Consider the following 21,625-nt stretch of genomic DNA (forward strand, 5'->3'; position numbering starts at 1 on the left):
GCTGCCGATATGGTTATGGAACAATATTGTCCTGCGCCCTATCTTCAAACGGAAAGAATGCTTTTCTATTTCTTTATAACCAAAGCGTCTGCTGCTGGTTTTTCGGCAGCAAATGACTCACGCCGATACCGATCAGGCGGAAGGCGTCTTCGCGTTGCGGCGGTATGCGTTGCAACAAAGTATGCGCCGCCTGAAGCAGCGAGGCGCTGTCGGGCAGGACGGAAGAATACGTCAGCGAACGCGTGATAATGCGGAAATCGTGGGTTTTGAGCTTGAGGGTAACGCCTTTGGCTTCGACGTTTTTGCGTTCGATTTGCCGCCAGAGGTCTTCGGCGAGGTGCGGCAAATGGCTTGAAGCCTGCGCCAGAGATAAATCTTCAGGTAAGGTAATTTCGGTTGAGATTTGCAGGCGTTCGCGTTCGGCTTTGACCGGCCGCTCGTCGATACCGCGTGCCAAATCGTAAAGGCGGTAGCCGTAGCGGCCGAAATGGTTTAAAAGTTCGCCGCGCTCAAAACGGCGCAAATCGCCGGCGGTCTGCATACCGAAGGCATTCATCTTTTTCAGTGTAACTTTGCCGACACCGGGAATCTTACCCAACGGCAGGCTCTCCAAAAACGCCATGATTTTTTGTGGCGGCAGCACAAACTGCCCGTTCGGCTTGCGCCAGTCGGAAGCGATTTTGGCCAAAAACTTATTGGGCGCGATGCCCGCGGAGGCCGTCAAACCGGTTTCTTCAAAAATTTCAGCACGAATCCGTTTGGCCACTTCGCTGGCGTACGGGATATTTTCAAAATTTCGGGTAACATCCAAATAGGCTTCGTCCAAAGACAAAGGCTCGATCAAATCGGTATAACGCCGAAACACGGCATGAATCTGCGCCGACACTTGGCGGTACAAATCGAAATGCGGCGGCACAAACACCGCCTGCGGACACAGCCTTTTCGCCGTTGCCACCGACATGGCCGAGTGCAAACCGAATTTGCGCGCCTCATAAGAAGCGGCACAAATAACCGACCGCGTGCCATCCCACGCCACAACGACGGGCAGCCCTTTCAGGTGCGGCTGCTCGCGCAGTTCTACCGAAGCGTAGAATGCGTCCATATCGATATGGATGATTTTGCGTTGGGACATGGGAAAAGATGGATAAGAAAAAGGCTTATTGTAGCAAAAGGCCGTCTGAAGTTTCAGACGGCCTCTATATTCAAGCCTTATTTTTTACTGGAAAGCTGGTCAAACAATCCGCCGTCGGCAAAGAATTTTTTCATGATTTCTTCCCACGGGCCAAATTTCTCATTCGGATTGAAAGTTTCAATATCGGGGAAGTCGGCTTTGTGTTTCGCCAACACTTCGGCATTGCGCGGACGCAGGTAAAGATTGGCGGCCAACTCTTGAGCCGGTTCGCTCCAGAGGTTTTGCAGATAGGCTTCAGCAGCGGCACGAGTGCCTTTTTTGTCGACTACGCTGTCCACGACGGCAACCGGCGCTTCGGAAAGAATGGTGTAGCTCGGATAGACGATTTCAAATTGGTCTTGAGTCAATTTTTTGCTGACGTAGTTGGCCTCATTTTCAAAGGTAACCAAAACATCGCCAATATTGCGTTGGCTGAAAGTCGTCGTTGCCGCACGGCCGCCGTTTTCAAATACAGGCGTGTTTTTCAGCAATGCGGCTACAAAATCTTTGGTTTTGCCTTCATCGCCGTTATTGACTTTCAAACCATAACCGTACGCACCCAAAAAGGCGTAGCGGCCGTTGCCGGTGGTTTTCGGGTTGGCCAAAACGATTTGTACGCCGTCTTTGGCCAAATCGCCCCAGTCTTGGATGTGTTTCGGATTACCTTTGCGTACCAAGAAAACGACGTTGCTGGTATAAGGCACGGCATTATCCGGCAGGCGGGTGTTCCAATCGGCTTTGACCAAACCTTTTTTCACCAAAAGCTCGATATCAGAAGTCTGGTTCATGGTTACCACATCGGCAGCCAAACCATTGGCGACAGCCAAAGCCTGCTTGCTGGAGCCGCCGTGTGACTGTTGGACTTCAACCGTTGCACCGCCGTTTTTCGCAGCATATTCTTTAACAAACAAAGGATTGTATTCTTTATAAAAATCTCGTGCGACATCATAAGAGACGTTCAACAGCTTCACATTACCGCCCTTGCCTGCGGAAGCTGCATTGTCGGCAGATTGTTCGTTTTTGGGAGAGCAGGCACTCAACGCCAGCGCGGCGGTCAATGCGGCAAAAGAAAGGGTACGGATATTCATGGTCGGCTCCTATTAAAAGTATGGCGATACTTTATCGGGATCGGAGGCAAACGGGAAATAATGTTTGCTTTTGGGTTTATCAGTTTTGGTTATATAAACCGAGGCCGTCTGAAATCAAAAAATAATTATTTATAACTATAAAATCTAAACCATATTATTTACAAAGTTAATAAAAAAGAGTACCGTTCGTATTCGCCGAATCATTAGGCGTTTTGTTCAATAATCGAAAAATGGAGTGTAGAAACGATGAAACAATGGATGCTTTTAGGATTGCTGGGATTGGGCGCAGTGGCACAGGCTCACGATGTTTGGGTGGCCGCACCGACACATCAGCCTGCCGGCCAAATCCTGCATGCGGATTTGGGTTACAGCCATGACTTCCCAAATGTCGAAAAAATCGCCGACGACCGCGTACATATTTTCAAACCGCTGCAATTGACCGGCAGCTCAAAGAAAACCGTTGATTTGGTAAATAAAGGCGAAAACTATCAATACGTTTCCAAAGCCGCTTTGCCTGAAGGTTCCTACTGGGTCAGCGCAACCTACCAACCGACTTTCTGGTCGAAAAACAAAGATGGCTGGAAACAGCAAACCTTGAAACAGCTGGCCGGTGCCACCTATTGCGAACAATCGCAAATGTTCGGCAAGAGCTTTGTCCAAGTGGGCAACGGCGCAGTTGATGAAGCGGTATTGACCCGCCCTATCGGCCAAGAGCTGGAACTGGTTCCGCTGCAAAATCCGAACAAAGTCAAAGCCGGCGGCATTTTACCGGTCAAAGTCCTGTACAAAGGCGAGCCTTTGGTTAAAGCCACCGTTACCGCCAGCTCGGACACTTTGGCCGAAATGGACTTGGAATCAACCCATGACCACCGCGAGCCTCAGGGCTTCTCCGGCAAAACCGATAAAAACGGCGTGGTCAATGTGATTACGCTGATTGACGGCTTGTGGAAAATCAAAGTCGTGAACGAGATCGATTACGGCGATAAAAGCGTATGTCAGAAAGACAATACTTACGCAACGCTGATCGTACCTGTCGGTACCAAACGCGCGGCTGCACGCCATGCCCATCAGCATTAACAGCCATTAAAAAAGGCCGTCTGAACTTTCAGATGGCCTTAATTTATTCCCATTCATAACCTAAATTTCTAAAAAAACGGGAGTATGTTTCCAATTTATCCTCATTCAATTGGGCAAACCGGATACGGTTGCAGCCGGTCAAGACCACACTTCCCATCCAGTGCGCCCCGAAGACGCGCTCTAAAGGGACATTCCTCATTCGATTGATAAACGGTACTTCTGAAGAAAATTGCGTCGCAATATTCGGAGGCGCGAATTTCAAACCTAAATCCTGCAATGTATAACGGTGTTGCGCCGTCAAAAACATATCCTCGTGGTGCAGACGCACCAGCCATTCCATACCGGCAATTTTTCCGTCTTCCGGCGGCAAAGGCGGTCGGATTTCTACATTTAAGCCCAGTTGTCGCGGCATGGTTAAAAGCCGCTTGCTGCGTAGGCTGAAACCGCCGTTCTGTGGCTCGTCCAAATTCGGAGAAGTCTGAATCAGATGTTGTTTGGCCAAATATTGGTCGGTTCCCTTCAGGAAAAACTGCCCGTCAGCTTCGGTTTCCAACAAAATTGGCAAAGGTGCGCCGATATAATCATATTCCCGATAGGCATCCTGCCAGTTTTGACCATTCAACACCCAGCCATCATTTTGAACAATCAGACAATAATCAGTATCGATGTAATACATCAGTTGGTACAAAACAAACAGATTGTATTCCAAATAACCGAATGGCCGGCAAGGCTGATGCAGGATATTTTCCGGCAAACCTTGCGGACAGCTCGGGCTGATCAGCAATCCACGGCTACCGGGCAATTCGGCACAGCTGCGGATAATGGCATACATCGTGCCCTCGGTATAAGAATCTGCGCCGGTAATACCCACCACGGTAATGTCAGCAAAACTCATTATATGTTTCTCCAGTTTCAGACGGCCTTTACGTTATTTACGACGCCTTATTGCAGATATCTTTCAAGCGATACAAGGCATCCAAGGCTTCGCGCGGCGTGAGGTTGTCGGGCTGAATTTGAGCCAACGCTTCAGTCAATTCATTGGTCTGCAAATTATCAACAGGCTCAACTTCTTGTTCTTTCCCTTCCTCATCCGCCCCATTTTCAGACGGCATGGTGCTGAAAATATCCAACTGCGGACGGTTGGCGGCAGCTTGGTTTTCCAAATCGTTTAAATGCTTTTGAGCCGATTTCAAAGCGCGGTTGGGCAGACCGGCGAGTTTGGCGACGGCGATACCGTAGCTTTTGCTGGCAGGACCTGGCTCGATGTGGTGGAGGAAGACGATGTCTTGTCCTTGCTCGAGTGCGGAGAGGTGCATGTTGACTGCTGTTGCGTGGGCTTCGGGCAGTTTGGTCAGCTCGAAATAGTGGGTGGCGAAGAGGCTGAAGGATTTGTTTTTTTGCAGCAGGTGTTCGGCAATGGCTTGGGCAAGGGCGAGGCCGTCAAAAGTCGAAGTGCCGCGACCGACTTCGTCCATGAGGACGAGGGATTGGTCAGTGGCGTGGTGGAGGATGTAGGCGGTTTCGCTCATTTCGACCATGAAGGTGGAGCGGTTGGAGGCGAGGTCGTCGGAGGCGCCGATGCGGGTGAAGATTTGGTCGATGGGCCCGATTTGGGCGGCATCGGCGGGGACGAAGCTGCCGGTGTGCGCCATGAGGACGATGTGGGCGACTTGGCGCATGTAGGTGGATTTGCCGCCCATGTTGGGGCCGGTCAGGAGCATGAGGCGGTGTTTGTGGTCGAGGCGGGTGTGGTTGGCGGTGAAGTGGCGCACTTGCTGCTCGACGACGGGATGACGGCCGTTTTCGATATGGATGACGGGGTAGTCGGCGAACTCGGGGCAGACGAAGCCGCGTTCGGCGGCGGTGGCGGCGAAGGTGGAGAGTACGTCGAGGGCGGCGGCGGCTTTGGCGGCTTTTTGAAGCTGTGGCAAGGCCGTCTGAACTTCTTTCAGCAGGGCTTCAAACAGGCGTTTTTCCAATGCCAATGCCTGCTCTTGCGCGGTCAGGACTTTGTCTTCGAAGGTTTTGAGTTCGGGGGTGATGAAGCGTTCGGCGTTTTTCAGGGTCTGGCGGCGTTGGTAGTCGGTGGGCGCTTGTTCAGCTTGGACTTTGGATAGCTCGATGTAGAAGCCGTGGACGCGGTTGAACTCGACTTTGAGGGTGGAGAGGCCGGTGCGTTCGCGTTCGCGCGCTTCGAGGTCGAGCAGGAATTCGTCGCCGTGGTTTTGGATGTGGCGCAACTCGTCGAGTTCTGCGCAATAGCCTTGGTTGATGACGCCGCCGTCTTTGAGCCAGACGGCGGGTTCGGGCATCACGGCGGCTTTGAGGATTTCGGCGACGGGCAGGGTTTCGGGGAAAACGGCTTTGAGGGTTTCCAACAGGCTGCTGCCCTCGGCGGACAGTTCGATTTCGGACAGAGCAAACAGGCTGTCTCGCAGGGCGGCTAGGTCGCGCGGACGGGCGTTGCCGACGGCGATGCGGGCGGCGATGCGTTCGATGTCCGCAATGTTTTTCAGACGGCCTTGCAGGGTTTCGTATTGCGAACCCAGTGCGGCAATGGCTTCTTGTCGGGCGCGGATGTGGGCGCGGCTGCGTAAGGGGTGGTGCAGCCAGAGTGCCAAGAGGCGGCTGCCCATGTGGGTGGCGCAGCCGTCGAGTATGGAAAACAGGGTCGGCGATTTTTTGCCGGAGAGGGTTTGCGTGATTTCGAGATTGCGGCGCGTGGCAGCGTCCATGCCGATATATTGGCTGTCGGTTTCGAGCGAAATGCCGTCAAGGTGTTGCGGCATCAGGTTTTGCGTCAGGCGGATGTAGTTCAACAGCGCGCCCGCCGCGCCGACAGCGGCTTCGTGTTCCTTGCCGTCCAAACCGAAGCCGTGCAGGTCTTGGCAGCCGAAGTATTCAGTCAACAATTTCGCGCCCGCATCGGCGGCAAACTGCCACGAGTTCAGGCGCGTGATGTTGGCAGAGGTCGTCTGAAAACCATCAGGCAGGCTTTTGCCTTCGGGCAACAGGATTTCCGCCGCCTGCAAACGCACCAGCTCGTCGGCGAGTTTGTCCGCCGTCGTCAGCTTGGTTTTGAATTCGCCGCTTTGCAAAGATGCCCACGCGATGGCGATGTGTTTTTTATCCGCGTTCACCGCCGCGATGCGGTTGGTTTCCTTGTCTTCCAAAAACGCCGCGTCGGTCAGCGTGCCGGGCGTTACGATGCGCACGACTTTGCGCTCCACCGGCCCTTTACCCGCGCCGACTTCGCCCACTTGCTCACACACTGCCACGCTTTTGCCCATCTTTACCAGCCGCGCCAGATACTGTTCCGCCGCGTGAAACGGCACGCCCGCCATCTTAATCGGTACGCCATCCATCTGTCCGCGCGTGGTCAGGGTGATGTCCAACAGCTTCGCCGCTTCCACCGCATCATCCAAAAACAGCTCGTAAAAATCGCCCATGCGGTAAAACACCAGCTTGTCGGCGTGTTGCGATTTGATGGCGAGATACTGCTGCATCATCGGGGAAACGGTGGGTTTGGACATAGAAAAGCCTTAGAAACGCAAAAGCGTTATTGTAACAAAAGGCCGTCTGAAAACCTAAATAAGCTTTCAGACGGCCTTTTATGTATGCCAAAATAAGATTAGTTATAAACGAAAATAATGTCTAAGTCTTTCTTCGGCAGGAAATTTTCTTTGACTGCTTGGAAACGGTTCGGCCCTACTTTGCGCAAGGATTTGTCCCAGCAGAGTGAAATAACAGTATTGGGCTCGCGATCTATGGTCAACGTGAATTTTCCTATCGGTTTTGCCCAGTTAGCACCTGTAGTCAAGACATAACCCAAATAGTGATAAAGCTTTGAACCTTCTTCCACAGTCTTAAAGTTTTTAAGGAAGTTTTCATCCATACAGTACTCATCTATGAATGCTTTGCTGTCTTTGGCTTTGAGCGAAGGCAGGAAGCTGCCGCCAACCAGCGGGGTGTATTGGTGTTTGATTTCGGTGACGCTGCCGGCTTTGAAGGTTTGCTTCCAGCTGTAAACAATCTGCGCCGACCAATCGGGCAGTTCATCCGTCTGTTTGGGCAGCATGGATTGGACTTTGGCGGAGCGGCAGGCTCCGATTTTGCTGCCGATTTTTTCACCGTCTTGCTTTTTCGTCCAAGGGTGCATCAGTTCCTGATCGCTCAAACCGCATTTTTTCAAATCGGCGGTCACGTCCACCAGCGAGCCGTTACGCCGTTCAAAATAGGCACGGACGTGGGTTTGCGGGCGGACAGGTTTGCCGTCGGCGTAAATTCGGAAGCTGTCAACCAAGCCCTTGGTGTCGGCAAAGTCGTAATCGATGAAAGCAGGAACAATCGGCAAAGGGAAAAGGACGGTTTCGGTAAGGTCTTGCGAGGAGGTGTTTTTAAACCGGTAATGCACGCGAATCTGGTTTTCGCTGATGTACAAATCTTCGCTCTGCATATCGATATGCGGATTTTTCAGATATTTGATGCCGCTTGTGCTGACTGTACCCATACTGTCGTTGGCATGAGCGGCCCCGGCCAGCAGAAGAAGCAAGATTAAAGCTTTTTGTTTCATGATTTAACCTCTTTGAAACAGGCCGTCTGAAAAACAGGTTTCAGACGGCCTTTAACAGTAGCTTGGTTTTAAGCCAAAGCCACTTCCAAATTATCAATCAGGCGCGTGGTACCCAACCGGGCGGCGGCAAGCACCACCAATTCTTTATCGCCAACATGAGCCACTGCCAAGCTGTGTGCATGGCGGATTTCAACGTAATCAACCACCCAGCCGGCATCGGTCAAACGGCGGATACATTCGGCTTCAAGCTGGGCGTAATCCAGATTGCCGTTTTTCAAGGCGGCGGCAATGTTTTGTAATTCTTGATAGAGACGGGGCGCTTCTGCGCGTTCTGCTTCGCTCAAATATTGGTTGCGACTGGAAAGTGCCAGGCCGTCTGAAGCGCGACCGGTATCGACAGGAACGATTTCGATATTGAAATTCAAGTCTTCGACAAAGCCTTTGATAATCGCCAGCTGCTGATAGTCTTTTTTGCCGAAACAGGCGGTATCGGGTTGAACAATGTTGAACAACTTAGTCACAACGGTCGCAACGCCGCGGAAATGGCCCGGACGGAATTTGCCGCACAATTCATTTTGCAGGTGCGGAGGCTCGACATTGAAACGCTGTTCTACATTCGGATACAGCTCTTTTTCATCAGGCGCGAACACGACGGCAACGCCCTCGCCTGTCAATTTGTCGGCATCTTGTTGCAAAGTGCGCGGATATTTGTCGAAATCCTCGCCTTGTCCGAATTGCAGGCGGTTGACAAAAATACTGACCACAACGTTATCGGCACGTTTTTTTGCTTCGCGCACCAGCGCAAGATGGCCCTCGTGCAGATTGCCCATAGTCGGTACAAATGCCACCTTTCCGGCAGTTTTGCGCCACTCGCGCAATTCTTTAATCGTATGAATGATTTGCATGGTTTGAAAAATCCTTTATCTTTTCCGCCGTTTCATCAACGGAAATCACGCGCCGATTATACGCTTTTATTCATCAAAAAGGCCGTCTGAAATAAGTTTCAGACGGCCTGGTTTTTATTTTATCCGACAAACGTATGTTCGACAGATGGGAACGTTTTTGCTTTGACTTCGTCCACATAGGCTTTGACCGCAGCTTGAACGCTGTCTTTGCCCTGCATAAAGTTCTTCACGAATTTGGCGGTTTTACCGGGGAAAATGCCGAGCATATCGTGCATCACCAAAACCTGACCGTCGCAATACACGCCTGCGCCAATACCGATGGTCGGGCAAGAAACGGTTTCGGTCACTTTTTTCGCCAACTCTGCAGGAACGCATTCCATCAATACGATTGCCGCACCTGCCGCATCATGCGCTTTGGCGTCGTTGAGCAACGCTTCCGCCTTGTCGCCGCGACCTTGAACTTTATAGCCGCCGAATGCAAACACGGATTGCGGGGTCAGGCCGATGTGGGCGCAAACAGGGATACCGCGCATTTGCAGAAATTCAGTGGTCTCCGCCATCCAGACGCCGCCTTCGAGCTTGACCATATGCGCGCCGGCCGCCATCAACTCAGCCGCTGCCGCAAATGCCTGCTCTTTGCTCTGCTGATACGCACCAAACGGCAAGTCACTGACAATCATGGCATTTTTAGTACCGCGAGCCACGCATTCGGTGTGGTAGCACATATCCTGCAAGCTCACCGGCAACGTGGACTGACGACCTTGCACCGCCATACCCAAAGAATCGCCGACCAGCAATACATCCACGCCGGCATTGTCCATTAGCGCGGCAAAGCTGGATTCATAAGCGGTCAGCATGGCGATTTTTTCGCCCTCTGCTTTCATTTTTTGCAAAGTGTTTACGGTAATCATGGTGTTTTGTGTGTTCCGCCCGACGGGCAGCCCTTTGTTGTAATGGAAACGCGGTATTATAAGGTCTGCTTTTAAAATATCAAAGCATAAGCAAAAAGCCCGACTGCTTTCACAATCGGGCTTTTAATTGGTGCCGGCACCAAGAGTCGAACTCGGGACCCCCTGATTACAAGTCAGGTGCTCTACCAACTGAGCTATACCGGCTTACTGAAATGCCTTACGGCACCATCAGTCTTTAACTGGTGCCGGCACCAAGAGTCGAACTCGGGACCCCCTGATTACAAGTCAGGTGCTCTACCAACTGAGCTATACCGGCAAGGAAGTCGGCATTATGCCGATAAGTTCCCATCTTGGCAAGCATTTTAAAACAAAGTTACTCACGAAATTATAAAAACCAATGATTTTAAAGAAAATTAAATACACACCTTATCTTTCCATCCAACACACTCAAAGGCCGTCTGAAAACCGCCCCAGCGCAAAACATCATGGTTTCTGTTAAAATAACGCCTTTTATATCTTTCGTCTGCACCCATGCCACCCCGCCATCCTTACCGCCGCCTGCGCCCAGCCAAATCCCATCTGCCCGAAGTCGGCATTTCCGAAGAAGGCAATATCCGTTCCCTGCACTTGGGCAGCGACACCATTCAAAGCTCCATGAATGTCGATCATCCGTCCGAGCTGGTGTTGTCGTACAGCCGCGCCATGATGGGTTGGCTGCTGTTTGCAGAAACCCCGCCCAAACATATCACCCAAATCGGCTTGGGCGGAGGCTCGTTTGCCCGTTGGATAGACAGCTATCTGCCCCACACTAAGCAAACCGCCATTGACATCAATCCGCAAGTCATCGCCGTGGCGCGCAGCCTGTTTGAATTGCCGCACGAAGGCGAAAATTTTGAAATTATCGAGGCGGATGGTGCGGAATATATTAAAGTGTTTCGCCACAATACCGATGTGATTTTGGTCGACGGTTTTGACGGCGAACAGATTATCGATGCTTTGGTGGAAGAACCCTTCTTCCAAGACTGCCGCAATGCCCTCTCCCCCGACGGCGTATTTGTTACCAACTGGTGGAGCGGTGATCAGCGTTATCAACGCTTTGTCGAACGCCTGCTCAACGTCTTTGACGGCCGCGTACTCGAGCTGCCTGCAGAAAGCCACGGTAACGTAGCGGTCATGGCGTTCCAAAGCAGCCCCAAAGAGCAAAATCTTGACAACCTGAAAAAACGCGCCGAAAAATTAAGCGAAAAATACGGCTTGGACTTCAAACGGATGCTTGCTGATTTGAAAGCCAACAATCAAAACAACGGCAAGACTTTTTATCTGTAAACCGCTTCAGGCCGTCTGAAAAAACAAACAAGGACACACTCATGCTCAAACCCGATATCATTCAAATCCCCGGCCCGGCCGGTTTGCTGGAAACCATCTACCTGCCAAGCACACAAGAATCCGCCCGCGGCGTTGCCGTCATCAACCACCCCAATCCCTGCAAGGCGGCACCAACACCAACAAAGTCATCCAAACCGCCGCCAAAGCCCTCAGCCAGCTCGGCTTCCATTGCTACCTGCCCAATTTGCGCGGCGTAGGCAATAGCCAAGGCGAACACGACTACGGCCGTGGCGAAACGCAAGACTGCATTGCCGTTATCGACTACGCCCGTGCGCAACATCCTGACGCGCCGCAATTCGCCCTGGCAGGTTTCTCATTCGGTGGCTACGTTTCCACCTTTGCCGCACAAGCGCGCACGCCTGATTTACTGTTGCTGATGGGTGCAGCCGTCCATCACTACACCGACCGCCCGGAACCATCCAACGTTCCCGATGTCGCCAAAACATTGATGATTCATGGCGCGGAAGACGAAGTCGTCGAAATCAACAAAGCCCTGACATGGGCAGAACCGCAAGGCCTGCCTGTTGTGACCATTGCCGGTTCGTCCCACTTCTTCCACGGCAAACTCATCGTTTTGCGCGATACGATCACACGGTTTGCACCGGCTTTATTAGGTTAAAATCCGGCTACAAAATAAAACAAGGCCGTCTGAAAGCTTTTTCAGACGGCCCTGTTTATATGAAAACCTTATTATCAAATATCAGGCTCAAGTATTCAGAAATCCATCAAGGATTTTCTACTTAACATCTCAATTCTGAGTCAACCAATACTGCAAACCAATCAAAGTCTTACCATCTTTGATTTCATCGTTTGCCAATGCAGTGCGTACCTCTTCCTTGCTCATCAGGACAGTTTCTGTAATTTCATCCTCATCATTGCTCAACTCGCTGCCCAAACGCACGCCTTGCGCTTGGTAGAGATACATTTTTTCATCACAAAAACCGACTGCAGTATAAAAGGAGTACAGCAGTTTGACGCTATCGGCGACATATGGCGTTTCTTCCGCCAACTCACGCAAAGCGCATTCGGCAGGATCTTCGTCCGCCACATCCAATTTACCCGCAGGCAATTCCAACGTCGCCTGATCGGCGGCATAACGCCATTGGCGCACCAAAACAACTTTGCCGTCTTCCGTTTCTGCCAATACACACGCAGCACCCGGATGACGGATCACAACCCGTTGGCTTTCATTGCCGTTGGGCAGGCGCACCCGATCGCGGCTGATGGTAACAAAAGAACCTTCGTAGATTGGCTCACTGCTTAATTTAGTTTCTTTCAAATCCATTTTTTACCTCATTTCCAAATTATTAAATATTAAAGGCCGTCTGAAATTTTACAGAAATAAACTCAGAGGATGCCTTTTCTAATAGTTACCGCTGATGTCGTTGTTGCAAACGCTCCGTATGTGTTCGCAGCTTTTCACTATTTGCTTGGTAGTCACTTGAAGACAATACAGCAACTATTGCCTCTACCTCATGAGGAAGCAATAAGGCCGTCTGAAAATTCTTAATATAAGCCGCCGCCTGCCTAATACGGCAAACATTTGGTGGCATTTTCGATTTCAACTCACAATCACCTAAGAAAACTACCATTGAATGAAACTTCTCCTCAGGAAATTGCAATAGTTCTGACAATGCTTTGATATGAGCATAATTCTGACGCAACGGATTTTGGAAATAATGTTTCTGTTTATAGATGATTTGCGTCCATTTAGATTGTTTTTCACTACCAAAAATCCAGCCTGTGTAATTTTTAGTTTCTATCACAAATATCCCAAAAATTGAGACATAAATATGATCAATTTGTGTCGTACCATCTCGAGATGGAATAATTAAATCGTGAAACTCAAAATAAGTTTTCTCATCTAAATTTTTTCCAATTACAGAACGAACTGCTATTTCTCCCATACTTCCCTTTATTTTAGGATTTTTCAACAGTGCTTTTAATAAAAGCAAAGGAATAATGATCAGAAAAATCCAAAATATACCTGACATACTTCCCAATATTTGTTCAATCATGACGTTTTCTTTTTTATTTAAAACTAAAAATTTATATATTTATGGTTATTCCCGAGTGCGTTCAATCTCAATACCGACCTGGGCCACATCTGGCAAGATACCCGGTTTCACAATACGGACACGCACTTTGGCCGCACCAAAATCATTTAAAATCAATTGGGCGATATGTTCCGCCAAAGTTTCCAGCAGTAAAAAATCCTGTTCGGCAAGGCTGCGGCGTACGACTTCGCATACTTCGCCATAATGAATGGTGTCGCCGATATCGTCGCTCGTGCCGGTACGCTCGGGAACACTGATTTCCAAATCCAAAATCAAAGTCTGTTTACGCTCGCGTTCCCAATCATATACGCCGATTAAAGTATCGGCCTTCATGCCGTACAAAAAGATTTTATCCATTTGCCTGTCCGTTTTTTTGATAGAATAACCGTTCCCATTTTAAGTAAAGCACCCAAAATGTTCAATGTACTCGCCATTATTGCCGCCTATCTTATCGGCTCCCTGTCTTTTGCCGTCATCGTATCAAAATATTACGGCATGGACGATCCGCGCACTTACGGCTCCGGCAACCCTGGTGCCACCAACGTCTTGCGCAGCGGTAAGAAAAAAGCAGCCGCACTGACCCTGCTCGGCGATGCAGTAAAAGGCTTGGTTGCCGTCATCTTGGCACGCTGTCTGCAAGATGCTTTAAATTTATCTGATGCAACGATAGCCCTGGTTGCCATCGCCGCATTGGTCGGTCATATGTGGCCAATATTTTTCAATTTTAAAGGTGGCAAAGGCGTAGCCACCGCATTAGGCGTCTTACTCGCCCTCTCCCCCGCAACCGCCCTGCTCTGCGCCTTGATCTGGCTGGTTATGGCGTTCGGTTTCAAAGTATCCTCTCTCGCTGCACTGGTCGCCACCGTCTGTGCCCCAATCTTCGCCTTCTTCATGATGCCACACGCCTCTTGGGCATGGGCAACCGTATTCATTGCAGCATTGGTGTTGTACCGCCATAAAAGCAATATTCAAAACCTGATTCAAGGCAAAGAAAGCAAAATCGGGGATAAAGCCGGAAAATCTTAAAAGCGTAGATACATTCAAATAAAAGGCCGTCTGAAAGTATATTTTTCAGACGGCCTTTTGTATTGCTCAATGATTAGAATGGAATATCGTCGTCGATATCATCAACCGGAGCGGTCGGTTGTGCCGGAGCAGGACGACGGGCTGGGGCGGCTGGGGGTTCTTGAGCCGGAGCAGATTGGTATTGCTGTTGTGGCACTTGTTGGTAGCTGCTTTGGCTTGAATGACCTCCTTGGTTGTAGCCGTCATCGTATGGTGCGCCGCCGCTGTTGTCGTTGCGACCGCCGAGCATTTTCATTTCGTTGGCGATAATGTCGTAAGCGGTGCGCTCGATGCCGTCTTTGCCTTGGTATTTACGACTTTGGATACGGCCTTCCAGGTACACTTGGCTGCCTTTACGCAGGTATTGACCGGCGATTTCGGCGAGTTTGCGGTACATGGTGATGTTGTGCCATTCGGTACGTTCTACGCGTTGGCCGTTACGGTCATTCCACGTTTCGCTGGTGGCAACGCTGAAGTTACAGACGGCCTCGCCGTTGGGCATATAGCGGACTTCCGGGTCGCGGCCGAGACGGCCGATGAGGATAACTTTATTCAATGACATTTTACACTCCTGTGATAATTTTTTCGGCGGCCTCTTGGTCGAATCCTTTTTGCAAGGCCTTGATATAAATGGTTTGTTTGTCTGCGCTAAAGCTGATGCTTTCAACGCCTTCAATTTCGGTCAATTTTTGGTAGAGCAAATCCGGATTTTGTTGCCATTCGGCGTTAAGCGGATAGCTGAGGTTTTTGACAGGTTTAGGTGCCGGCGAAATGACTGCCAATACCAGCCACAGCAACATCAATACGCTACAAAAGGCAAATACGCCTACAAAACCGTATTTTTGGAACAATAAACCACCGGTTGCGCCGCCGACAAACAAGCCGACCGACTGCATGGTGTTATATACGCCCATCGCCGTGCCTTTCAAATCGGACGGAGCGATTTTCGATACCATAGACGGCAGGCTGGCTTCCAATACATTGAAACCAATAAAATAAACAATCAGATAAGCGGTAATCAACCATACCGAGTGCATTCCGAACAGCAGACCGATTTGCGCCGCGGCAATGCAGATGATACCAAGGATAAACACTTGTTTGAGTTTGTTGCGCGTTTCGCCGACGATAATCAGCGGCACCATAATAATCAAGCCGGTAATGGTTGACGGCAGATAGACTTGCCAGTGATGGATTTTTTCCAAACCCAGCTGCGTCATGGCAAACGGCAATGCGGTAAATAAAGCCATTTGCGCCGCATGCAAGGCAAAAATACCGAAGTCGAGATTGAGCAGTTGGCGGTTTTTCAATACCTCACCCATACGCGAAGGCTGCGCCTGCGTGTCTTCGTGCATTTTTGACACTTCCGGATCAGGTGTCATCCAGGCAACCACGCCGATACTGATTACCGTCAGAATACCGGTCAGCGCAAACAGGCCGGATACGCCGATAAAGCTGGCAATCATCGGCGCCAGCACTAGGCTGACGGAGAAGGTCAAGCCGATACTTAGGCCGATCATCGCCATCGCACGCGTCCGCACTTCGTTACGGGTCAAATCTGCCAGCAAAGCCGTTACCGCCGCACTGACGGCACCCGCTCCTTGAATGGCACGCGCGGCAACCAACATCTGCAGACTGTCGGCAACTGCGGCCAAAAAACTACCCGCCGCAAATACAATCAGGCCGGCATAAATCACTTTTTTGCGGCCGAACTTGTCGGAAGCCATGCCCAAAGGCAGCTGTAGCAAAGCCTGTGTCAGCCCGTAAATACCCATCGCCATACCGACCAGCGCTTTATTGTTTTCTGCTCCGGGCAACGAAGCGGCATACATCGCCAAAACAGGCAACACCAAAAACATCCCCAACATACGCAGTGCGTAAACGCCGGAAAGTGTGGTACTGGCACGCCACTCGTGCGGAAACATTTGAATGCGGTTATCTCTTGCCATAAATAATGTTTCAGACGGCCTTAAGTTTGCGAAAGGCCGTCTGAAAGTGTGAATTAACAGATTTCCTGATTATACAGGATTCAAAAGAATTGCATGGGGTCAAATCGCAAGCCGTTTATCGCAAACCTGCTTCATCGGTATAAAACGGTTTCAACTGAAAACCAGCATGCCCTATCCCATTTATCCCGAATCAACCCCACTGCCATCTATTCCGCCACGCGCCCAATACGGCATTCGGATATTTGTTGCTGCCCAAGCTGCCGTTAAACCTTGCCAACGCGCGGACAATATTGCCTTTTTCGATATTGTTGTAATGGCGCAGAATAGTGCAGCCGTAGCGCAGATTGGTGCGGATGTCGAAAAGGTTGTGCGACGGATTGCCGATATAGTTTTTCCAAAACGGCATCACCTGCATCAAACCGCGCGCACCCACGCCACTGATGGCATATTGGCGAAACGCGCTTTCCACTTCAATCAAACCCAAAATCACTTGAGTATTGAGTCCGGCCCGGCTGCTTTCGTATTGGATATTGATCAGCAGACGGCGGCGCTCGCCTTCATCGGGAATAAAGCGTGCCAATCGGGAAGACATCGCCGCCAACCAACGCTCCCCTTCCCTTGCATCGGTAAACACCAGCCGCGCAGGACTGGCGCTATTGATCGAACTGCGCATCACGGACGCCACATCATCGGCCAGCGTTTCTTCACGTTGCGCCCCCGCCCATGCGGCCGTAGGCGTCAGAAGCATGGCTCCGCCGACTTGCAACAGGCGGCGGCGCGATAAAAATAAGGAATCTTGGTTTTCCGATTTCATGTGTTTTCTCTTTTTAGGCCGTCAGAAAAGTTCAGACGGCCTTTGATATATTTGCTTAAAATCGGCATTATAAAATACATCTATGAGCAGAATCAAAGAGCTGTATTCCTTTTATTGTCAAGTGATACCGCCTCAAGTAACATTTAGGTTTTTCTAATCAAGCGGTATTTTTTATGACCACCACTCCCGCCAACGTTTTAGCCTCCGTCGATTTGGGTTCCAATAGTTTCCGCCTGCAAATTTGTGAAAACAACAACGGCCAGCTGAAAGTCATCGACTCCTTCAAACAAATGGTACGCTTTGCCGCCGGCTTGGACGAACAAAAAAACCTGAGCGAAGCCTCTCAAGAACAAGCCTTGGAATGTTTGGCAAAATTCGGCGAACGCCTGCGCGGATTCCAACCTGAAAACGTGCGCGTGGTGGCCACCAACACTTTCCGCGTCGCCAAAAACATCGCCCAATTCCTGCCCCGTGCCGAAGCGGCGCTGGGTTTTCCCATCGAAGTCATTGCCGGCCGCGAAGAAGCGCGTCTGATTTACACCGGCGTAGTGCATACCCTGCCGCCCAAAGGCGACAAAATGCTGGTTATCGACATTGGCGGCGGCTCGACCGAATTTGTCATCGGCTCGGATTTGCAACCGCTGACCACAGAAAGCCTGCCTTTGGGCTGCGTAACATACAGCATGCGCTTCTTCCAAAACAAAGTGACCGCCAAAGATTTCCAAGCCGCCGTTTCCGCCGCGCGTATCGAAATCCAGCGCATCAGCAAACTGATGAAGCGCACCGGTTGGGATTTCGCCATCGGCACGTCCGGTTCGGCCAAATCCATACGCGACGTTTTGGCGGCCGAATTGCCGCAGGAAGCCGACATTACCGCCCAAGGCATGCGTTATCTTGCCGATAGGATTATCGAAGCCGGTTCGGTTAAAAAAGCCAAATTTGAAAACCTCAAACCCGAACGCGTCGAAGTTTTTGCGGGCGGGTTGGCCGTGATGATGGCCGCTTTCGACGAACTCTCGCTGACCAAAATGACCGTTACCGAAGCCGCCCTCCGCGACGGCGTGTTCTACGACTTAATCGGCCGCAGCCTCAATGTCGATATGCGCGAGCAGACAACGGCAGAGTTCCAAAAACGCTACCACGTCAGCCTCAACCAAGCCAAACGTGTTGCCGATACCGCGCAAGCCTTCATGAACAGCCTGTGCCACGCCAAAAACGTAACCGTTCAAGAACTCGCCCTGTGGAACCAATACCTCAGCCGCGCAGGCCGTCTGCATGAAATCGGCTTGGATATCGCCCATACCGGTTATCACAAACACTCCGCCTACATTCTCGAAAACGCCGATATGCCGGGCTTCTCACGCAAAGAGCAAACCATTTTGGCGCAACTGGTTATCGGCCATCGCGGCGACCTCAAGAAAATGGCGGACATTATCGGCGACAACGAAATCATGTGGTGTGCCGTATTGTCCCTGCGTCTGGCCGCCCTCTTCTGCCGCTCGCGCCTGCCGCTCGATTTGCCGCCGCAAACCCAGCTTCGCGTCGATGAAAACAGCCACAGTTTCATCTTGCGCATCAATGCCCAATGGCTGGAGCAACACCCCCTCATCGCCGATGCGCTGGACTACGAAAGCGCGCAATGGCAAAAAATCGATATGCCTTTCTCGGTTCAAGCACAATAAACCGCGCTCCGTTATAATAGGCAGCTTTTCAAAATCCAAACCGCAGGCCGTCTGAAAATGACAGCCTGCCATACATCAAGGAAAACCATGAGAAAACCCCAACGCGGCTACGCCCGCCAAGACCGTGTCAAAGAACAAATCATGCGCGAGCTTGCCGAACTCGTCCGCACCGGCCTGAAAGACCCGCGCGCCGGTTTCATCACCATCAACGAAGTCGAAGTCACCCGCGATTACAGCCACGCCACCGTGTTCTACACCGTCCTCGACGACAGCACACGCGACATTACCGAAGAAGCTTTGGAACACGCCAAAGGCCATTTGCGCAGCGAATTGGCCAAACGCATCAAACTCTTCAAAACGCCCGAGCTGCACTTCAAATACGACGAATCACTCGAACGCGGCATGAGCATTTCCAGCCTGATCGACCAAGTAGCGGCGGAAAAACCGGTTGAAGACTGATTGATTAAAACATACAGGCCGTCTGAATGCCTTCAGACGGCCTGAACATTAATATTCCCTAATTAATATGACCAATAAACCTACCAAACGCTCGGTCAACGGCGTCCTTCTCCTCGACAAGCCTGAAGGCCTTTCCAGCAACACTGCCCTGCAAAAAGCACGGCGCTTGTTCCGTGCCGAAAAAGCCGGGCATACTGGCGTACTCGATCCTTTGGCCACAGGGCTTTTGCCTGTTTGTTTCGGCGAAGCGACCAAGTTCGCCCAATATCTGATTGATGCCGACAAAGCCTATACGGCCACGCTGAAACTGGGCGAAGCCAGCAGTACGGGTGACGCCGAAGGTGAAATCGTTGCCACCGCACGCGCCGATATTTCATTGTCCGAATTTCAGACGGCCTGCCAAGCCTTAACGGGCGATATCCGCCAAGTGCCGCCGATGTTTTCAGCCCTCAAGCACGAAGGCAAACCGCTGTACGAATACGCGCGCAAAGGTATCGTTATTGAACGCAAAGCGCGCGACATCACCATTTACTCCATTGATATCACTGAATTTGATGCACCAAAAGCCGTGATAGACGTACGTTGCAGCAAGGGTACTTACATCCGCACCCTCAGCGAAGACATCGCTAAACATATCGGCACATTCGCCCACCTGACCGCCCTGCGCCGTACTGAAACCGCCGGTTTTACCATTGCCCAAAGCCACACGCTCGAAGCCTTGGCAGAATTGGACGAAGCCGAACGCGATGCCTTGTTGCTGCCTTGCGATGTCTTGGTGCAACATTTCCCCAAACTTGAGTTAAACGACTACGCCGTTACCATGCTTAAACACGGCCAGCGCCCCCAGTTTACCGAAGACATTTCCGCCGAACAGCCCATCCGTGTGTACAGCCGAGACGGCACATTTATCGGACTGGTGGAATATCAAAAAGAAATAGGCCGTCTGAAAGCCTTGCGTCTGATGAATACCGCCGACAAATAACTTCCTGCAAAGAAAGCCAATCATGAAAGTCTATACCGCCGCTCAAATGCGCGAACGCGAACAAGCAGCCGTCGATAAAGGCACAAGCTTCGACCAACTGATGGAAAATGCCGGCAGCTCAGCCGCCCAAGACCTCATGCAGCGTCATCCTCAAGCCGGACGCGCCCTGATCGTTTGCGGCAAAGGCAACAACGGCGGCGACGGTTTAGTCATGGCAAGATATATGCAGGCGCAAGGATGGCACATCGATATTCTGTTTTCACTCGGAGAAAACCTCTCCCCCTTGGCTCAAACCAATCGCGAACGCCTCAACGGTTTGCCCCACATTGAATTGATATCCGCACAAGAACTGGAAGGCCGTCTGAAAAAAGGTTACGACATCATTATCGAAGGCATATTCGGTACAGGCTTCAGCGGCGCGCTTCCAACCGAAATCGCCGTCCTCTGCCGCCAACTCAATCATTCAGACGGCCTGAAAGTCGCCCTCGATATTCCCACCGGCCTCAACTGCGACACCGCCGAAGCCGCTCCCGACACATTCCGCGCAGACCTGACCTACACCTTTGCCGCCTACAAACCGGCACACTTAAGCGAGTCCGGCCAAACCTATTGTCAAGAAACTGTCTGTTTACCTATTGGCATTGATTAAAAAAGCAAATAATATGTCATATTTAAATCGCTCTATTTTTAGAAACTGCTCATTCTAAAAGAAACACGCCAATTAATTTACAAGCCAATCATCAACGACACGGAAACAGACAATGAACGAACAAGAATACCGCCAAACTTTTAAAGAAGATCAGGCTGTCGGCTGGGAAGCCATAGATGCCGCGCTTAAAGCACTTTATGGAGATGTCAAACCACGCTCCTACGGCCCTATAATCAAATATTGGTTGGGAGGCACCGATCCACTGGACAATAGCGATATTTTTGATTGCGAAGAGCAAACCTTCCATCGCCATATTGTTTCTTACGGCATGAGCGAACTTTACTTTAATCCAGAACTTGCCGGTGCAGATTACAGTAAATGGGGATTTGAATTTACTTTCCGTACTCCCCCTTACGATCAAGATCCGGATTCCGACTACAACACCAAACATGAGCCTTATTGGGCAGTCAATATGATGAATAACCTTGGCCGTTACGTTTTTGAAAGTGGCAACTGGTTTGAAGCCTACCACTTTACTTCAACTAACGGCCCTATCCGAATGGATACAGAAACCGCCATCGTCGGCGTAGCCTTCGCACCAGACCCCAAGCTGCCTGCTATCAAAACACCAAACGGCGAAGTTCAATTTCTGCAGATAGTCGGCCTTACCCAGCCCGAGCTTGACTGGCTCTGGCAAGATCCAACAACCAAACGTTGCCAAGAGCTGATCGATATGATGCGCAAAGACAATCCGCTGTTGATTACCGATTTAGCGCGTACAAAAAACTATGTACAACCCTAACTGATTAAACCGGAGGCCGTCTGAAAACAGATTTTCAGACGGCCTCCGGTTTATATTT

The 21,625-nt window shown here is 50.7% G+C and carries 21 protein-coding genes, 2 tRNA genes and 1 pseudogene; 9 read left to right on the forward strand and 15 right to left on the reverse strand.

Features of this window, described 5'->3' with window-relative positions:
- Positions 1 to 73: 73 nt before the first annotated feature.
- Complete coding sequence (gene dinB, locus KCG54_RS07020; RefSeq protein ID WP_254323795.1) at positions 74 to 1,132, reverse strand: DNA polymerase IV; 1,059 nt, start codon at positions 1,130 to 1,132, stop codon at positions 74 to 76.
- A 77-nt stretch (positions 1,133 to 1,209) separates the two neighbouring features.
- Positions 1,210 to 2,253, reverse strand: a complete 1,044-nt coding sequence (locus tag KCG54_RS07025) for a sulfate ABC transporter substrate-binding protein (RefSeq protein WP_191620527.1) — start codon at positions 2,251 to 2,253, stop codon at positions 1,210 to 1,212.
- A 252-nt stretch (positions 2,254 to 2,505) separates the two neighbouring features.
- On the opposite strand from KCG54_RS07025, the gene KCG54_RS07030 reads away from it, so the two are divergent.
- Positions 2,506 to 3,336 (forward strand): DUF4198 domain-containing protein, encoded by an 831-nt coding sequence (locus KCG54_RS07030; protein WP_254323796.1) that lies wholly within the window; start codon positions 2,506 to 2,508, stop codon positions 3,334 to 3,336.
- Positions 3,337 to 3,379: 43 nt separating this feature from the next.
- Here KCG54_RS07030 and KCG54_RS07035 read toward each other — a convergent pair whose 3' ends face one another.
- From KCG54_RS07035 to KCG54_RS07065, 7 genes are all read right to left on the reverse strand, one after another.
- Positions 3,380 to 4,231: a DUF5672 family protein gene (locus KCG54_RS07035; protein ID WP_254323797.1), complete on the reverse strand. Its 852-nt coding sequence runs from the start codon at positions 4,229 to 4,231 to the stop codon at positions 3,380 to 3,382.
- Between the two features lie 37 nt (positions 4,232 to 4,268).
- A complete protein-coding gene (gene mutS, locus KCG54_RS07040) occupies positions 4,269 to 6,869 on the reverse strand; it encodes a DNA mismatch repair protein MutS (RefSeq protein WP_254323798.1) in 2,601 nt (866 codons plus the stop codon).
- 98 nt (positions 6,870 to 6,967) lie between these two features.
- Positions 6,968 to 7,909: a DUF4424 family protein gene (locus tag KCG54_RS07045; RefSeq protein ID WP_254323799.1), complete on the reverse strand. Its 942-nt coding sequence runs from the start codon at positions 7,907 to 7,909 to the stop codon at positions 6,968 to 6,970.
- 68 nt (positions 7,910 to 7,977) lie between these two features.
- A complete protein-coding gene (gene panC / locus KCG54_RS07050; protein WP_254323800.1) occupies positions 7,978 to 8,814 on the reverse strand; it encodes a pantoate--beta-alanine ligase in 837 nt (278 codons plus the stop codon).
- Between the two features lie 119 nt (positions 8,815 to 8,933).
- Complete coding sequence (gene panB / locus KCG54_RS07055; protein ID WP_254323801.1) at positions 8,934 to 9,725, reverse strand: 3-methyl-2-oxobutanoate hydroxymethyltransferase; 792 nt, start codon at positions 9,723 to 9,725, stop codon at positions 8,934 to 8,936.
- A gap of 128 nt (positions 9,726 to 9,853) precedes the next feature.
- Positions 9,854 to 9,929, reverse strand: a tRNA-Thr gene (locus tag KCG54_RS07060).
- A gap of 36 nt (positions 9,930 to 9,965) precedes the next feature.
- A tRNA-Thr gene (locus tag KCG54_RS07065) sits at positions 9,966 to 10,041 on the reverse strand.
- Positions 10,042 to 10,256: 215 nt separating this feature from the next.
- Here KCG54_RS07065 and KCG54_RS07070 point away from each other — a divergent pair.
- On the forward strand, positions 10,257 to 11,051 hold the full coding sequence (locus tag KCG54_RS07070; protein WP_254323802.1) for a polyamine aminopropyltransferase: 795 nt from the start codon (positions 10,257 to 10,259) through the stop codon (positions 11,049 to 11,051).
- A 41-nt stretch (positions 11,052 to 11,092) separates the two neighbouring features.
- A pseudogene (locus KCG54_RS07075) lies at positions 11,093 to 11,730 on the forward strand (alpha/beta hydrolase).
- A gap of 129 nt (positions 11,731 to 11,859) precedes the next feature.
- Here the strand turns inward: KCG54_RS07075 and KCG54_RS07080 are convergent.
- The 3 genes from KCG54_RS07080 to folB all read right to left on the reverse strand — a co-directional run bounded on the left by KCG54_RS07080 (position 11,860) and on the right by folB (position 13,525).
- Complete coding sequence (locus KCG54_RS07080) at positions 11,860 to 12,396, reverse strand: NUDIX hydrolase (protein ID WP_049331539.1); 537 nt, start codon at positions 12,394 to 12,396, stop codon at positions 11,860 to 11,862.
- Positions 12,397 to 12,481: 85 nt separating this feature from the next.
- The gene (locus KCG54_RS07085) at positions 12,482 to 13,129 is read right to left on the reverse strand and encodes a nuclease-related domain-containing protein (protein WP_250579449.1); all 648 of its coding nucleotides are present in this window, start codon (positions 13,127 to 13,129) and stop codon (positions 12,482 to 12,484) included.
- Between the two features lie 45 nt (positions 13,130 to 13,174).
- Positions 13,175 to 13,525 (reverse strand): dihydroneopterin aldolase, encoded by a 351-nt coding sequence (gene folB / locus KCG54_RS07090; RefSeq protein WP_063075429.1) that lies wholly within the window; start codon positions 13,523 to 13,525, stop codon positions 13,175 to 13,177.
- Positions 13,526 to 13,582: 57 nt separating this feature from the next.
- Between folB and plsY the strand changes: the two genes are divergently transcribed.
- Entirely contained in the window at positions 13,583 to 14,194 is a 612-nt protein-coding gene (gene plsY / locus KCG54_RS07095; protein WP_063075428.1) for a glycerol-3-phosphate 1-O-acyltransferase PlsY, read from the forward strand.
- Positions 14,195 to 14,267: 73 nt separating this feature from the next.
- Here plsY and KCG54_RS07100 read toward each other — a convergent pair whose 3' ends face one another.
- From KCG54_RS07100 to KCG54_RS07110, 3 genes are all read right to left on the reverse strand, one after another.
- The gene (locus KCG54_RS07100; protein ID WP_254323803.1) at positions 14,268 to 14,795 is read right to left on the reverse strand and encodes a single-stranded DNA-binding protein; all 528 of its coding nucleotides are present in this window, start codon (positions 14,793 to 14,795) and stop codon (positions 14,268 to 14,270) included.
- A 1-nt stretch (position 14,796) separates the two neighbouring features.
- Positions 14,797 to 16,179, reverse strand: a complete 1,383-nt coding sequence (locus KCG54_RS07105) for an MFS transporter (protein WP_070461587.1) — start codon at positions 16,177 to 16,179, stop codon at positions 14,797 to 14,799.
- Positions 16,180 to 16,369: 190 nt separating this feature from the next.
- Positions 16,370 to 16,993: a lytic transglycosylase domain-containing protein gene (locus KCG54_RS07110; protein WP_101755603.1), complete on the reverse strand. Its 624-nt coding sequence runs from the start codon at positions 16,991 to 16,993 to the stop codon at positions 16,370 to 16,372.
- Between the two features lie 173 nt (positions 16,994 to 17,166).
- Between KCG54_RS07110 and ppx the strand changes: the two genes are divergently transcribed.
- The 5 genes from ppx (at position 17,167) to KCG54_RS07135 (ending at position 21,567) form a co-directional block, all read left to right on the forward strand.
- Complete coding sequence (gene ppx, locus KCG54_RS07115; protein ID WP_254323804.1) at positions 17,167 to 18,675, forward strand: exopolyphosphatase; 1,509 nt, start codon at positions 17,167 to 17,169, stop codon at positions 18,673 to 18,675.
- 87 nt (positions 18,676 to 18,762) lie between these two features.
- Complete coding sequence (rbfA, locus tag KCG54_RS07120; RefSeq protein WP_003685554.1) at positions 18,763 to 19,134, forward strand: 30S ribosome-binding factor RbfA; 372 nt, start codon at positions 18,763 to 18,765, stop codon at positions 19,132 to 19,134.
- 67 nt (positions 19,135 to 19,201) lie between these two features.
- Positions 19,202 to 20,116, forward strand: coding sequence for a tRNA pseudouridine(55) synthase TruB (truB, locus tag KCG54_RS07125; RefSeq protein WP_254323805.1), 915 nt, complete (start codon positions 19,202 to 19,204; stop codon positions 20,114 to 20,116).
- Positions 20,117 to 20,138: 22 nt separating this feature from the next.
- Positions 20,139 to 20,765 (forward strand): NAD(P)H-hydrate epimerase, encoded by a 627-nt coding sequence (locus tag KCG54_RS07130; RefSeq protein WP_254323806.1) that lies wholly within the window; start codon positions 20,139 to 20,141, stop codon positions 20,763 to 20,765.
- Between the two features lie 112 nt (positions 20,766 to 20,877).
- Positions 20,878 to 21,567 (forward strand): suppressor of fused domain protein, encoded by a 690-nt coding sequence (locus KCG54_RS07135; RefSeq protein ID WP_254323807.1) that lies wholly within the window; start codon positions 20,878 to 20,880, stop codon positions 21,565 to 21,567.
- Positions 21,568 to 21,625 lie beyond the last annotated feature (58 nt).

The sequence above is a fragment of the Neisseria subflava genome, assembly GCF_024205705.1.
Lineage (GTDB): Bacteria > Pseudomonadota > Gammaproteobacteria > Burkholderiales > Neisseriaceae > Neisseria > Neisseria subflava_D.